Origin of the sequence: Streptomyces sp. ISL-36 (genome assembly GCF_018614205.1) — a bacterium.
Lineage (GTDB): Bacteria > Actinomycetota > Actinomycetes > Streptomycetales > Streptomycetaceae > Streptomyces.
The window spans coordinates 24269-38318 of the sequence record NZ_JAGGOS010000006.1 but is presented as its reverse complement, the minus strand read 5'-3'; the positions used below and the strand labels follow the sequence as shown (position 1 = coordinate 38318).

General features: G+C 73.1%; 13 protein-coding genes. 6 read left to right on the top strand and 7 right to left on the bottom strand.

Annotated elements, in window-relative coordinates; translation table 11 throughout:
• The 3 genes from J7E93_RS01015 to J7E93_RS01005 all read left to right on the top strand — a co-directional run.
• Window positions 1-2527: DEAD/DEAH box helicase (locus J7E93_RS01015; protein WP_215065221.1), on the top strand; the 2527-nt coding region annotated here is incomplete at its 5' end.
• A complete protein-coding gene (locus J7E93_RS01010; RefSeq protein ID WP_215065219.1) occupies window positions 2524-3828 on the top strand; it encodes an SWIM zinc finger family protein in 1305 nt (434 codons plus the stop codon). The genes J7E93_RS01015 and J7E93_RS01010, both read left to right, overlap by 4 nt.
• A gap of 202 nt (window positions 3829-4030) precedes the next feature.
• Window positions 4031-4813, top strand: a complete 783-nt coding sequence (locus J7E93_RS01005; protein ID WP_215065217.1) for a chaplin — start codon at window positions 4031-4033, stop codon at window positions 4811-4813.
• Between the two features lie 12 nt (window positions 4814-4825).
• On the opposite strand, the gene J7E93_RS01000 is transcribed toward J7E93_RS01005, so the two are convergent.
• Window positions 4826-5485, bottom strand: a complete 660-nt coding sequence (locus tag J7E93_RS01000) for a DUF2293 domain-containing protein (RefSeq protein ID WP_215065216.1) — start codon at window positions 5483-5485, stop codon at window positions 4826-4828.
• 11 nt (window positions 5486-5496) lie between these two features.
• The gene (locus J7E93_RS00995) at window positions 5497-5943 is read right to left on the bottom strand and encodes a hypothetical protein (RefSeq protein ID WP_215065214.1); all 447 of its coding nucleotides are present in this window, start codon (window positions 5941-5943) and stop codon (window positions 5497-5499) included.
• Between the two features lie 87 nt (window positions 5944-6030).
• On the opposite strand from J7E93_RS00995, the gene J7E93_RS00990 reads away from it, so the two are divergent.
• Window positions 6031-6762 carry a hypothetical protein gene (locus J7E93_RS00990; RefSeq protein ID WP_215065212.1) on the top strand — a complete coding sequence of 244 codons (732 nt, stop codon included), beginning with the start codon at window positions 6031-6033 and terminating at the stop codon, window positions 6760-6762.
• 365 nt (window positions 6763-7127) lie between these two features.
• Here J7E93_RS00990 and J7E93_RS00985 read toward each other — a convergent pair whose 3' ends face one another.
• Window positions 7128-8339, bottom strand: coding sequence for a pyridoxal phosphate-dependent aminotransferase (locus J7E93_RS00985; RefSeq protein ID WP_215065211.1), 1212 nt, complete (start codon window positions 8337-8339; stop codon window positions 7128-7130).
• 84 nt (window positions 8340-8423) lie between these two features.
• Here J7E93_RS00985 and J7E93_RS00980 point away from each other — a divergent pair, with 84 nt between their 5' ends.
• Entirely contained in the window at window positions 8424-9086 is a 663-nt protein-coding gene (locus J7E93_RS00980) for a helix-turn-helix domain-containing protein (protein WP_215065208.1), read from the top strand.
• Between the two features lie 170 nt (window positions 9087-9256).
• Window positions 9257-9916, top strand: a complete 660-nt coding sequence (locus tag J7E93_RS00975; RefSeq protein WP_215065206.1) for a uridine kinase — start codon at window positions 9257-9259, stop codon at window positions 9914-9916.
• On the opposite strand, the gene J7E93_RS00970 is transcribed toward J7E93_RS00975, so the two are convergent.
• The 4 genes from J7E93_RS00970 to J7E93_RS00955 are packed head-to-tail and all read right to left on the bottom strand — an operon-like array spanning window position 9913 to window position 13864.
• On the bottom strand, window positions 9913-10821 hold the full coding sequence (locus J7E93_RS00970; protein ID WP_215065203.1) for a carbohydrate kinase family protein: 909 nt from the start codon (window positions 10819-10821) through the stop codon (window positions 9913-9915). The two genes, J7E93_RS00975 and J7E93_RS00970, sit on opposite strands and share 4 nt — an antisense overlap.
• A complete protein-coding gene (locus J7E93_RS00965) occupies window positions 10818-11729 on the bottom strand; it encodes a pseudouridine-5'-phosphate glycosidase (RefSeq protein ID WP_215065201.1) in 912 nt (303 codons plus the stop codon). Before J7E93_RS00965 ends, J7E93_RS00970 begins: the two co-directional genes overlap by 4 nt.
• A 43-nt stretch (window positions 11730-11772) precedes the next feature.
• Window positions 11773-13053, bottom strand: coding sequence for a hypothetical protein (locus J7E93_RS00960; RefSeq protein ID WP_308367477.1), 1281 nt, complete (start codon window positions 13051-13053; stop codon window positions 11773-11775).
• Window positions 13037-13864: a C39 family peptidase gene (locus J7E93_RS00955; protein WP_251065857.1), complete on the bottom strand. Its 828-nt coding sequence runs from the start codon at window positions 13862-13864 to the stop codon at window positions 13037-13039. Before J7E93_RS00955 ends, J7E93_RS00960 begins: the two co-directional genes overlap by 17 nt.
• Window positions 13865-14050 lie beyond the last annotated feature (186 nt).

Below are 14050 nucleotides of genomic sequence, written 5' to 3'. Positions count from 1 at the left end.
CGGGCTCACCGCCGACGACCTGGACGCCTGGCGGGCCGGCCCGCTGGACGCCGACGACATCGCCCACCTGCGGGCCGTCGCCGCCGCCATGCCGTACGAAGGCCATGCCGTGCCCGTCCCCGGCCGAAGTCCGCTCCAGCTGCCCGAGCCGGAAGCGCTCGTACGGGCGTTCCTCGACGCGGTCGCCGACACCCTGCCCCGCACGCCCGCCGCGGCCCACGCGGCCGGGGCGCCGTTCGCGGCCCGCGCGGCGCAGCACCTGCCCCGCGCGCGTGCCTGGGCGGCCGAGGCAGCGGCCGGCATGGACGCCGGTGTCCGGGTCTCACTCCGGCTCGACCTCGCCGGATACGAACTCTTCGACATCGCCGAGGAGGGCGGCGACGAGCGGCAGGCGGCCGCCGCCCTCCTCCAGGTTCACAGCCTCGCCGACCCCACCCTCGTCATCGACGCCGCGGCTCTCTGGGCTGGCGACGGCGACGAGCACTTCGGGCCGCGCGCCCGCATCGACGCCGTCCTCGCGGTGCGCCGCGCGGCGCGCGTCTGGCCACCCCTCGGCAGGCTCCTGGAACGCGACGTACCCGACGTCGTCGCCCTGACCGAGGACGAGCTGTACGAACTGCTCGGGCCGGCCGCCGCCCGCCTCGCCGACGCCGGGGTCGCCGTCCACTGGCCCCGCGAGCTGGCCCGCTCGCTCAGCGCCTCCGCCGTCGTCCGGCCGCCCGTCGCCGCCCCCGGATCCGCCACCGACGGCACCACCTTCTTCGACAGCAAGGAGCTGCTCCGCTTCAACTGGCAGCTCGCCCTCGACGGCGACCCGCTCACCGAGCGGGAGATGGACGTCCTCGCCGAGTCCCACCGGCCCATCGTGCGGCTGCGCGACCAGTGGGTGGTCGTCGACCCGGACCTGGTCCGCAAGGCCCGCAAGCGTGAACTCGGCCTCCTGGAACCCGTCGACGCCCTCGCCGTCGCCCTCAGCGGCACGGCCGAGGTGGACGGCGAGACCGTCCGCGCCGTGCCCGTCGGCGCGCTCGCGACTCTGCGGGACCGGCTCGTCGCCGGTCCGGAGGCGGTCGCCCCGCCCGCCGGCCTGGACGCCACCCTGCGCGACTACCAGCTGCGCGGACTCGCCTGGCTGGACCTGATGACCTCACTAGGCCTCGGCGGCTGCCTCGCCGACGACATGGGTCTCGGCAAGACCGTCACCCTCATCGCCCTCCACCTGCGCCGCGCCCGCCGGGCACCCACCCTGGTCGTCTGTCCCGCCTCCCTGCTCGGCAACTGGCAGCGGGAGATCCAGCGGTTCGCGCCGGGCGTCCCCGTGCGCCGCTTCCACGGCGCCGACCGCTCCCTCGACGGGCTCGACGGCGGCTCCGGCACCGGCGGATTCGTCCTCACCACGTACGGCACCCTGCGCACCAGTGCTCCGCAACTGGCCGCGCTGGAGTGGGGGATGGTCGTCGCCGACGAGGCCCAGCACGTCAAGAACCCCTTCTCCGCGACCGCGAAGGCGCTGCGCACGATCCCGACCGCGGCCCGGGTCGCCCTCACCGGCACTCCCGTGGAGAACAATCTCTCCGAGCTGTGGGCCCTGCTCGACTGGACCACCCCCGGCCTCCTCGGGCCGCTCAAGGCCTTCCGCGCCCGCCACGCCCGCGCCGTCGAGAACAGCGAGGAGATCGAGAACGACGAGGCGGTGGAGCGGCTCGCCCGCCTCGTGCGGCCCTTCCTGCTGCGCCGCCGCAAGTCGGACCCCGGCATCGTCCCCGAGCTGCCGCCCAAGACCGAGTCGGACCACCCGGTTTCCCTCACCCGCGAACAGGCCTCGCTCTACGAGGCGGTGGTGCGGGAGACCATGGCGCAGGTCGAGGGCGCGGAGGGCATCGCGCGCCGTGGCCTCATCATGAAACTGCTGACCTCCCTCAAGCAGATCTGCAACCACCCCGCCCAGTACCTCAAGGAACAGACGGCGAAGGGCGGTGGCACGGCCCGGCTCGCCGGCCGCTCGGGAAAGCTCGCCCTGCTCGACGAACTCCTCGACACGATCCTCGCCGAGGACGGCTCCGTGCTGGTCTTCACCCAGTACGTCTCCATGGCCCGGCTCCTCGCCGATCACCTGGCCTCCCGGGCGATCCCCGCCCAACTCCTCCACGGTGGAACGCCGGTGGCCGAGCGCGAGCGGATGGTGGACCGTTTCCAGTCCGGCGAGGTGCCCGTCTTCCTGCTGTCCCTGAAGGCGGCGGGCACCGGTCTCAACCTGACCCGGGCGGGGCACGTCGTCCACTTCGACCGCTGGTGGAACCCCGCCGTCGAGGAGCAGGCCACCGACCGGGCCTACCGCATCGGGCAGACCCAGCCGGTCCAGGTCCACCGGCTGATCGCCGAGGGCACGGTGGAGGACAGCATCGCCGAGATGCTGCGCGCCAAGCGGGCCCTCGCCGACGCCGTCCTCGGCTCCGGCGAGGCCGCGCTCACCGAACTGACCGACCGCGAGCTGGCCGACCTGGTGTCGCTGAGGAGGCCGTCATGAACCGCCGCCCCGCCACGGGCCGCCGACCGGCCGGCGCGCGGTACGCCGGTCCGCTCCACGACGACCGACGCCGGACGTTCCCGCCCCTCGCGCCGCGGGAGGCGCCGGACGGGCGCTTCGCCGCCACCTGGTGGGGCAACGCATGGGTGGAGGCCCTGGAGGACACCGCCCTCGACGCGGCCCGGCTGGCCCGTGGCAAGGCCTACGCGGGCCGGGGCCACGTCGACGCGATCACTGTCACTCCCGGCCGTGTCGTCGCCTACGTCCATGGCACCCGGCCCCGTCCGTACCGTACCGAGATCCGGCTCCGCACCCTCGGGGACGACGACTGGGAGCGGTTCCTCGACGAAGCGGCGGCCCGGCCCGACCACATCGCCGCTCTGCTCGACAAGGACGTCCCGCACGCCCTCGAAGCGGTCACGGGCCTGCTGCCCGCGCCCGGTGACCTGATCCCCGACTGCTCCTGCCCCGACGACGGATACCCCTGCAAGCACGCCGCCGCGCTCTGCTACCAGTCGGCCAGGCTCCTCGACGAGGACCCCTTCGTCCTCTTCCTGATGCGAGGCCGTGGTGAGCAGGAGATCCTCGCCGCGCTGACCCACCGCAACGCGGCGCGGTCGGCCGCCGAGGCGAGCACGGCCACGTCGCTCCTGCCCACGGTCCCGGCCCGCCACGTGCTCGACACCGCCCCCGGCAGCGCCGGGAGCCGGCCCCTGCCTCCGCTCCCGCCGCCCCTCCCCGTTCCCGCGCAGCCCGGCCGGCCACCGGTCCATCCGCCGGACCCGCACGCCCCGGATCCGCTCGCCCTGGACCTCCTCGCGACGGAGGCCGCCTCCCGCGCCCACACCTTCCTCGTCACCGGTCACGACCCCGTGGCCGCCCTCACTCCCTGGCAGGACGCCGTCCGGCTGGCCGCCGCCCACCCGGGCTCCGGCCTCACCGCGTCCACCCGCGCGCTCTACCGCGACCTCGGGTACGCGCTCGACCGCACCCCCACCGACCTGGCCCGCGCCGTCGCCGCCTGGCGCCAGGGCGGCCTGGCCGGCCTCGCCGTCCTGGAAGAGCCCTGGGACCCGCCGGCCGGTCCGTTCGACCGGGCCCGGCCCGCCCTGCTCGCCGCCGACTACCCGTCCTTCCGCCCCTGGCGGAACCGGCTGTCGACCAGGTCGCTCCAGCTCCGCCTCGGCCGCGACGGCCTCTGGTACGGCTACGAGTCGGACGCCGACCGCGAGGACTGGTGGCCCCGCGGTACCCCGGACCCCGATCCGGTCGGGGCTCTCACCGACCTCCTCGGCCGCTGACCGACGCTCCTGCCGTGGGCCCGGGCGGAGTCGGTACGTGCGCCGCCGACGAGGGCGCGCTAGCGCAGCGAGGTCGCACGCGTTCGACATCCGCCCACACGATGGAGTGAAACGCGCCGGTGGCCTGATCCGGGTGGGTTGGAATCGCGTTAATTGCGGGTACGGGCGAATGCCCGTGAAAACCTCCGGAAGGCAGGAAGCCATGAGGCAGATTCGCCGAAGTGGTCTGGCCACACTGATGGTCACGGGTGGCGCGCTGGCGCTCTCGGCGGGCGCTGCGCACGCCGGCGCGGGCGCTCAGGGCGCCGCGGTCGATTCGCCGGGTGCGATCTCCGGCAACACGATTCAACTGCCGGTGCACGCTCCGGTCAATGTCTGTGGGAACACCGTCAATGTCGTCGGACTGCTCAACCCGGCCTTTGAGAACGGCTGTGCCAACTCAGACGGGTCCGACGGTCGCGGCTCGGGCCGGGACGGCGGCGGCTCGCACAAGGACCTGCCGGGAACCCCGCACGGTGAAGGGCAGGGCGGTGGCTCGCGCGGCGGCGGCTCCCACGCGGGCAGCGGCTCCGACGGCAGCGGTTCCCACGGTGGTGGCGCCACCGCCGAGGGCCATGCGCAGGGTTCCGGCGGAGTGCTCTCCGGCAACGGCATCCAGCTGCCGATCCACCTCCCCGTGAACGTCAGCGGCAACTCGGTCAACGTCGTCGGCATCGGCAACCCGGCCTTCGGCAACACCTCGGTCAACGGCCCCGGCCGCCCCGAGGCGCCGAACCCGCACACACCCGTGAGGAGCCTGCCGGTGCCGAGCACCGACGGCGAGGAGCCGGCGCCCGCGCCCGCGCCCGGTCCCCAGGGAAGCCCCGCCGTGCTCGCGAGCACGGGCGCGGACCTGGTCGGCTACGCCGTCCCGGCCGGCGCGGCCCTGCTGCTCGGCGGCGCGCTGCTGTACCGCCGCGCACGCCGCGTGGGCACCGAGGCCTGAGACCCGCGGGCCTCACGTCCGAAGCCAGGCCCGGAGCACGGCCTCGATGGCCGGTGCCACCCTTTCCCGGGCCTGGTGGCGGGGGACCCCCCGCATGAGCAGAGCGTCGTACTCGGTGTCGACATGGCGGACGGCCGCCCGTACGGCGGCGGTGACCGCGCCACGGTCGAGCGCCCGCCCGGCCGCCGTACGCCCCACCCGGCCACTGCCCTTGAGCGAGGCGTGCGCCGCGATCTCCGCGGCCCGCTCCACCGGGCAGCGCGGAAAGAGCCGCAGGATCTCCGCCTCCAGCGCCGCCGTGACCTCCGCGTCCCGCGCCGTGCGCCGGACCGCGTCCCGTGCCCGCCGTCGCGCCCGTGCCTCCGCGTCCGCCAGGCAGGCAGCCTCGGCCCGGATCAGCGCGGCCTCCTCGACGAGCAGCCCCTGACGTTCGTACCGGGTGCGGCGCCGGTTGTGACGTACCACCACCGCCCACAGCGAACTGCCCTCGCGGGCCCGGCGGGTGAGCGCCGTGTCCCCGCGCCGCAGGAACACCAGATGGCCGAGGTCGGCGCAGTCCAGGCAGACCGGTGCGTTGAACTCGACGATCATCCGCTCCAGTGGCCCCTGACGGCACTCCGAGCAGCGGCGGCGCTTGAGCGGTTCGACGACGACGGGCGCGACGAGCTCCACGGCGGCCCCGCTCAGCGCACGCCCGGAGCGGCGGCCTCGATGAACGCGGCCAGCGCCTCGACGGCGCGTGCCGAGCGTCGGTCGCGATCCACCTCGTCCGCCGCCTCGTGCATACAGTTCGTCACCTCGAAGGTCTCCTGGGCCAGTTCGACGACCCCCCGGTCGGAGCAGACCAACTGGACCCGCACCAGGGCGGCCCTGGCGGTGGTCCGCTGGATGTACGACTCCTCACGGAACTGCTCGGCCAGCCTTCCGCTCCTGCGGTACCAGCGGGCGTTCTGGGCCCTGCGGTACTCGACGACCGCCTCCGCGAACGCGCTGTACGTCGAGATCCGTTCCTGGCGCAGCTGTTCCGCACGGGTGAGGGCGGCGGTGCGCTCGGCGGCACGGCCCTGGAAGAAGTGCGTGACGACCGACCCGAGCAGGGTGCCGAGCACGGCTATGACCGCCGTTTCCATCCCGCGTACTCCTCACACCGCACACCGACCCTGCGGGGCCCGGTAATTCGTTCGATCCGAAGGGCCGCGCCGGATACATTCTCCGACGTGGCGAAACTCAATCAGATCATCGCAGTCGAGAAGGGCGTCAAGTCCAGGGCGCATCAGGACCTGACCGCCGCGCACCACGGGCTGCAGAAGCCCGCGCTGCTCGCCGGCATCTCCCGTACGTACCAGCCGAAGGACGAGGAGGGCGAGCAGCTTCCGCCCGAGTCCACGCTGGTGCAGGTGAAGGCCGAGGACGTACTGCGCGACACGGCGTGGGCGCTGACCCGGCTGTTCGACGTGACCGCCACGAAGGACTGGGCCAACTGCGAGGCGCGCGCCGACATCACGGTCGACGGACGCGTGCTGGTGAGCGAGGTGCCCGTCGCCTACCTCCTCTTCCTGGAGAAGCAGCTGACGGACATCAACACCTTCGTCCGGAAGCTGCCCGTCCTCGACTCGGCCGAGTCCTGGACCCAGGACCCGTCCACCGACGCGTGGAAGACCGAGGTCGTCCGCACGGTCCGGACGAAGAAGGTGCCGCGCAACCACGTCAAGGCGGAGGCGACGGAGAAGCATCCGGCGCAGGTCGAGGTGTACTACGAGGACGTGCCGGTCGGTTACTGGACCACCGTCAAGTTCTCCGGAGCACTGCCGGCCCGCCGGGTGAACGAACTCCTGGAGCGGGTGGAGAAGCTGCAGCAGGCGGTGAAGTTCGCCCGTGAGGAGGCGAACGGCGCCGAGGTCACCGACCGGCGCGTCGGCGACGCCGTCTTCGGCTACCTCTTCGGGTAGCGGGAAGACATAAAAGACTCCCCGGCCACAGAACACGGCCGGGGTGCGCGAGGAGCGCAAAGCTGAAGATGAGGCTTGTCGTGAATGCGTGGCCCTTCTGACGAGGGCCGCGCTCAAACTCAGACTATTGCTCCAGACTCAGCATGCGCCGCTCATCGCCGGATCGACCGGGCCCGGGCCCTGGTGCGTCGAAATGCCAGTTCGAATCTGGTCCGCCGAGCTTCGATCGGCGGTGGTCCAATGGCAGGACGCGACGCAATGACGACTGACCCGGGTCCTCAAGTGTGCCGGCGTGTGATGTGAGCGGCATCGACAGGGTCCGGGGGCAGGCTACGCCCTCGGACCCGCTCCCGTTTTCAGGGGTGTCACTGCTTGTAGCCGCTCAGGAAGCGGCCGATGCGGCTGATGGCCGCGTCGAGGTCGTCCGCGTACGGCAGGGTCAGGATGCGGAAGTGGTCCGGCCGCGGCCAGTTGAAGCCGGTGCCCTGCACCACCTGGATCTTCTCCCGCAGCAGCAGGTCGAGGACGAACTTCTCGTCGTCGTGGATCCTGTGCACCTTCGGGTCGAGGCGCGGGAACGCGTAGAGCGCGCCCTTCGGCTTCACACACGAGACGCCGGGGATCTCGTTGAGCTTCTCCCACGCCTTGTCGCGCTGCTCGCGCAGCCTGCCGCCCGGCGCGGTCAGCTCGTGGATCGACTGCCGACCGCCGAGTGCGGCCTGGATGGCGTACTGCGCGGGGGCGTTGGGGCACAGCCGCATGGAGGCGAGCATCGTCAGCCCCTCCAGATAGCTCTTCGCATGCTGCTTGGGGCCGCTGACGACCAGCCAGCCCGAGCGGAAGCCCGCCACCCGGTACGTCTTCGACAGACCGCCGAAGGTGAGGACGACCAGGTCGGGGGCGAGGGAGGCGGCCGGATAGTGGACGGCCTCGTCGTAGACGATCTGGTCGTAGATCTCGTCGGCGAAGACCATCAGCTGGTGGCGGCGGGCGAGGTCGAGAATGCCCTCGACGATCTCGCGCGGATAGACGGCGCCCGTGGGGTTGTTGGGGTTGATGATGACGACGGCCCGGGTCCGGTCGGTGATCTTCGCGGCCATGTCGTCGAGGTCGGGGTACCAGTCGGCCGACTCGTCGCAGAGGTAGTGGACCGCCTTGCCGCCGGCGAGGGTGGTCACCGCCGTCCACAGAGGGAAGTCGGGAGCGGGGATCAGCACCTCGTCGCCGTCCTCCAGGAGCGCCTGAACGGCCATGGAGACCAACTCGGAGACACCGTTGCCGAGGAAGACGTCGTCGACGTCGACCTCCGGCAGGCCCATGCCCTGGTAGCGCTGGGCGACGGCGCGACGGGCGGAGAGGATGCCGCGGGAGTCGGTGTAGCCGTGGGCCTTCGGAAGCATCCGGATCATGTCCTGGACGATCTCCTCGGGCGCCTCGAAGCCGAAGAGCGCCGGGTTGCCCGTGTTGAGGCGCAGCACGCTGTGGCCCGCCTCCTCCAGGGCGTTGGCGTGCTCGATGACCGGGCCACGGATCTCGTAACAGACCTCGCTCAGCTTGCTCGACTGCCGGAACTCCATGCGACGACCTCCCCAGAAGTACTGATGCTTGGTTTTACCAAGTCCGAGCTTGGAAAGTCCAACAACTTGTCTAGACTGCGTCGCATGCCACGCCGCCGAAGCTATGACCAGTACTGCGCCGCCGCCCGCGCCCTCGACGTCGTCGGTGACCGTTGGACCCTGCTGATCGTCCGTGAACTCCTCGCCGGGCCGCGCCGCTACACCGACCTGCACGCCGATCTGCCGGGCGTCAGCACGGACATGCTGGCCGGCCGCCTCAAGGACATGGAGGGCGCCGGACTCCTCACGCGCCGCCGGCTTCCGCCGCCCGCCTCGGCGTACGTCTACGAACTCACCGAGCGGGGCCGCGGCCTGCTGCCCGTCCTGCGGGCCCTGGGAGAGTGGGGCGCACCAGCCCTGGGGGAACCCCGGCCGACCGACGCCGTACGGGCCCACTGGTTCGCGATCCCCCTGCTGCGCGCTCTGGAGGGGGAGGGCGAGGGGGCGGAGACCGACGTGGTGGTGCAGGTGACGCTGGACGAAGGCCAGTTCCATGTACGGACGCGAGCGGGCGGTCCGCCGGAGTACGGCGACGGGCCGGCCGGCGACGCCGACGTACGGCTGCGGACGGACATGGCGACCTGCCGCGCCCTGGCGGGCGGGGAGCTGACGCTCGCGGAGGCGATCGCCGAGGGACGGGTCGACCGTACGGACGGTGCGGACCTCGGGGACGGCGGGGACGGCGGGACGTTGCGGACCGCGGGGTGACCGCCTCCGCCGGGTGAGCCGGCGTGTGGGGCGTTCGCCCGGCACCGCGGGCGACAATGATCGTGTGCTGTGCTGTGCTGTGCTGTGCTGTGCTGTGCTGTGCTGTGCTGTGCTGTGTGGCGCGGCGCGGCGCGGTGCTGTTGATGGTGTGAGACCGGGGGTCACGGCCGTTGCGGTTCGAAGCGATCACATGGGAGCGGCTGGCCGGGATCTTGGCCGGTCATCTCGACGGGGCCGCGCCCGGTGACGGCGGCGACTGGCTCAAGGTCGCCATCGACGGGCCTCCCGCGGCGCCGACCGGGGAGACGGCCGAGCGCATCGCCGAAGCGCTGAGGCTGCGCGGTCGTTCCGTGCTCGTCATCGGGACCGGAGGCTTCCTGCGGCCCGCCTCGCTCCGTTACGAACACGGGAAGCAGGACCCCGACGCGTACTACAGCGGCTGGTTCGACACCGGGGCTCTGTGGCGCGAGGTGTTCGGGCCGCTGGAGGCGGGCGGCAGCGGGCGCGTGCTGCCCGACCTGTGGGACCCCGTCATCGACCGCGCCACCCGCAGCCCGTACGTGGAACTGCCGCCGGGCGGAGTGCTGATGGTCCACGGACCGTTCCTGCTCGGCCACTGGTTCCCGTTCGACCTGACCGTCCATCTGCGGCTCTCACCCGGCGCCCTCGCACGCCGCACCGAGGAGCCCTGGACCCTGCCCGCCTTCGAGCGGTACGAGAACGAGGTCGGCCCGTCCGAGGCCGCCGACGTCGTCGTACGCACCGACGATCCGCGCCGCCCCGCCTGGACCGGACTCGGCGGTGAGGGTGACCCACGAGACGGACGCTAAGCCCCGTCCTGCGACCGTCCGTTCTCCGGCCGGCCGCCCACCACCGTCACCGCCTCCGCGCCGGCCCGGCAGCCCGCCTCCGCCGCCGCCACCGGGTCCGCCCCCGCGAGACGGGCCGCCAGAAACGCGCCCGCGAAAGCGTCACCTGCCCCGGTCGAGTCCACCGGTTGGACCGACGGAGCCGCGACCCGGCCCGTCACCGCCCCCGCCTCGGCGACCAGCGCGCCCCGGTCGCCCAGGGTGACGGCCACCAGCGGGAACGTCCGGCTCAACCGCTCCGCCGCCGCAACCGGATCGGCGCACCCGGTCAGCAGCCGGGCTTCGTCGGCGTTCGGGAACAGCACGTCCGCCCCGGACGCCGCCGCCATGAACCGGTCCACCCCCAGGTCCTTCAGGAACCCCACGGAGGCCGGGTCCACACTCACCGAGACCCCGGCCGCGCGGGCGCCCCGCAGCGCACCCAGCGCGGCCTCCCGGCTCGTCGCGCCGAAGAACAGGTAGCCGGACAGATGCAGATGGGCGACTCCCCGGAGGAGCTCGTCGGACCAGTCGGCGGGGGAGAGGCGCAGGGCCGCGCCGCTGTCGGTGAGGAAGGTGCGTTCGGCGTGCGCGTCCACCAGGGATATCACCGTCGCCGTGGCGGCACGCGGGTCCCTGACCAGCAGGGGCCGCACCCCTGCCAGGCGCAGTGCGCGGGTGTGCCAGTCGGCCGCTTCGGTACCGACCCGGCCGAGCAGCCGGACGTCCGCGCACCCCGAACGCGCCGCCCAGCATGCCGCGTTGGCGCCCGCGCCACCCGGGAGCGTACGGATCACCGCCGCCGTGTCGGTCGCGGGTGCGAGAGGCGTCCGGTGCCGGGCGACGACATCCGTGACCACGTCCCCGACGACGAGGAGCCCGGTCATGCCGGGCCGTGGTACGCCGCCGCGATCCTGGCGGCGAGCCGGACGTTGCCGCGCACCGCCGCGAGGTTGGCCTCCAGCGACGCCCCGTCGGTGTGCACCGTCAGATACTCCAGCAGGAAGGGCGTCACGGCCTGGCCCGTGATCCCCTTCTCCTTCGCGGCGGCGAGCCCCTGGGCGAGCACCCGGTCGTGCAGCTCCGGATCCAACTGGTCGCCGGTCGGCACCGGGTTGGCGACGACCAGTGCGGCGTACGGCTCGCCCAGCTCGTCCTGGGCCCGTATCACGCCCGCCACCTGCTCGGGTGTCCGCAGCGTCCAGTCGACCGGCTCGCCCGAGGAGGCCAGGTAGAAGCCGGGGAAGTGCTCCGTCCCGTACCCCACCACCGTCACGCCCAGGGTCTCCAGGCGCTGCAGCGTCGCCGGCACGTCGAGGATCGACTTGACCCCCGCGCAGACCACCGTGATCCCGACCCTGGACAGCAGCCGGAGATCCGCCGACTCGTCCTGCGTCTCGCTCCACTCCCGGTGCACACCGCCGAGCCCACCGGTCGCGAAGATCCGTATGCCTGCCGAGTCGGCCAGCCACGCCGTCGCGGAGACCGTCGTCGCCCCGGTCGCCCCCGTCGCGAGCGCGGGCGCCAGATCGCGGTGGCCCAGCTTCCGTACCTCCGGATCCTCGGCGATCCGCGTCAACCGGGCCCGGTCCAGGCCGATATGGGCCGTCCCGTCGACCACGGCGATCGTGGCGGGGACGGCGCCCTCGTCCCGTACCAGCGTCTCCAGCTCCGTCGCCACGGCCAGGTTGCGCGGCCGCGGCAGACCGTGGGCGATGATCGTGGACTCGAGCGCGACGACGGGACGCCCCTCGTGGAGCGCCTCCCGCACCTCTTCGGACACGTGTGTGGACATGTCCCATCTCTGGCGCGACGGGGAGCCGCCCAAACCTCGGTGGCTACCTTCTGCCACAGGCGGAGAGACCCGGCAGCCGGTCGGCGTCGACGACCTGGATCACCGGTCGGGAGCCTGACGTCTTGGCATTTCCCACGCTGTACGCGACGGCCAGTGCACCGCCCCTGGCCTGCGCGTATCCGTACGCCGGCGTGATCCGCGCATACGAGCCCGAGCCGAGGTCCAGCGCATAGGACGTCTCCGGGGTGCGCCAGGTGACGAGACGGCCGCTGATCCGGAGCTGGTCCATGCCGTCCACCGCCGGGGACGTGGTCACGGCGGCGGTCGGCCGCGCGTCCCCCTTCCGCCACACCATCAGCCGGGGCTCGGCCTCGCCCGCCACCCACGCCCAGGTCGTCCCGTCGGAGACGACGGACCGGATGTCCCGGAGCGCGGCCAGGGGAGCGGGCAGCGCGACGGGTGCCGCCCTCCCCGCCGTGTCCTCCCTCGTGTCCTCCCGCGCTCTCTCGCCCGTGCCTTCTCCCCGGTTCGGCCCCCCGCCCGTGAGGGAGATCGCGGTCAGCCGTGTTCCGGAGCCCGTCGACTCGCGCCAGACCAGCAGGTCGCCGGCGGCGAACGGCGCGTCCAGCACGCCGGTGTGCAGGGCGCGCGGGGCACCGCCCGCGGCCGGGGCCGCGTACACGGTGGCCTTTCCGCCACCGACGCCCTGGGCCCAGTGGACCGTTCCGGCGCGGACGACGGGCTGGGGCAGCGGGCCGGGGAGGACGGCCCGGGCCAGGCGCTCGGCCCTCCCGGTCGTGGCGTCCCAGACGTACAGGCTCCATGGGCTGTCGAGGGTCCGCCCCTCCAGGACGGCGAACGCGGCCCACCGCCGGCCGTCGAAGTCGGCGGCGAGCAGCTGGTGCTCGACGGGGTCCGCGAGGGTGAGCAGGGTGCGCGGGGCGCCGCCCCCGAGCACCAGGGCGGCGCGCCGGTGCCCCGCGCCGGTGAGCTGGACGGCGGTCCAGCCGGGGCCGGTGTCCGTGAGGACCGGCCGTTCGTCGGCCGGCGTCCGCAACGCGCCCTTGTCGAGCGCGGAGCGCCAGGCGGCGGGCAGCCGCACCTCACAGGCGGCGGCGAGGGTGCTCGGCGCGGCCGAGGGCCGGGCGGTCGGCACGGCGGACCTCGACGCGGGCGTCGAAGCGGAGCTCGAAGGGGACGTCGGATCGACGGTCGGCTCCGGGGCGGACCCCGTCGACGAGCACCCTGCCAGCAGGGCGCCCGTCAGCAGCAGGATCACGGGGGAGCCGGAGCCGTGCCGGCGGGCCCTACCAGACGTACCCACGGCCGCCCATGATGGTGGTGATGGTGTCGGACGAGATATGCGCCGACTTCGGTACGGAGCCCGCCCAGGAGATCACGCTCGTGCTCACGCCGCCCACGGGGTCGAGGTAGTTGACCTGGCCGGCGGCGGTGTCGGTGTTGTAGCCGTCGATCGAGACCCAGTGGAATATCTCGATGTTGGGGTGACCGACGAGGTGGGGACCGCCGGGTACCTCCCAGGCGTTGCCCGCGATGGCGTAGTCGTTGTCGGTGTCGTGGGTGATGTGCTGCTTGAAGTTCGCCTTGTCGGTGGCGGTCGGCGTGTAGGGCAGCGCCTTGGGGATGTAACCGGCGCCGGGCAGGCGGTAGTTGAGGGCGTCGGCCATCGGGTAGCCGGTCGGGTTGGGCACGTTGATGTTGATGCCGTACCAGGCGGTGCCGTTGCTGGTCGTCTTCAGGAGGGTCGCGGCGTCCTGCTGCGACCGGCCCGCGATCTCGTCGTGGGCGGACTGGGTGATCACGAGGGCGGCGGGGCCGCACCAGTAGGAGGTCCTCTGCGACTGGTGGAGGCCGCCGGAGAGCTTGTAGCCCGCGAGTGCGGCCCGGGTGGTCGGTCTGTCGTAGGCTCTCGCCGCCTCGGTCTGCTTGGCGGCGCTCAGTCTCTGCTGGGCCGGGGTCAGGCGCTGGGGACCGAGGGTGTCGTGCGTGGCCTTGTAGGAGGCGCCGGGGGTGACCGGCTCGGCGGCGACGGCCGCGGGGACGGCCGCGGTGGCCGCGAGCAGCGTGGCGGCGGTCAGGGCGATGGTGCGGGGGAGGAACGCTGACGCTGGCATCGCACTCTCCTGTCGGAGGTGGGGGAGGGATTCAGGGGGAGTTTGACGCGCACACGCCATGCTCGACAGGGGGCTCGGCGCATTCCCCCGGACCAACATTGGGCGCACCAAAGGCGCCGCCCGCGACCAGCGGGGACATCGGTCGGCACCACGCGCCGACGGACCGGCTTTCGGCCGCCGGGCGGC

Coding starts and splice junctions, on each gene's coding strand:
- J7E93_RS01010 (WP_215065219.1), top strand. CDS start 2,524: ATGAACCGCCGCCCCGCCACGGGCCGCCGACCGGCCGGCGCGCGGTAC.
- J7E93_RS01005 (WP_215065217.1), top strand. CDS start 4,031: ATGAGGCAGATTCGCCGAAGTGGTCTGGCCACACTGATGGTCACGGGT.
- J7E93_RS00995 (WP_215065214.1), bottom strand. CDS start 5,943: ATGGAAACGGCGGTCATAGCCGTGCTCGGCACCCTGCTCGGGTCGGTC.
- J7E93_RS00985 (WP_215065211.1), bottom strand. CDS start 8,339: ATGGAGTTCCGGCAGTCGAGCAAGCTGAGCGAGGTCTGTTACGAGATC.
- J7E93_RS00980 (WP_215065208.1), top strand. CDS start 8,424: ATGCCACGCCGCCGAAGCTATGACCAGTACTGCGCCGCCGCCCGCGCC.
- J7E93_RS00970 (WP_215065203.1), bottom strand. CDS start 10,821: ATGACCGGGCTCCTCGTCGTCGGGGACGTGGTCACGGATGTCGTCGCC.
- J7E93_RS00965 (WP_215065201.1), bottom strand. CDS start 11,729: ATGTCCACACACGTGTCCGAAGAGGTGCGGGAGGCGCTCCACGAGGGG.
- J7E93_RS00955 (WP_251065857.1), bottom strand. CDS start 13,864: ATGCCAGCGTCAGCGTTCCTCCCCCGCACCATCGCCCTGACCGCCGCC.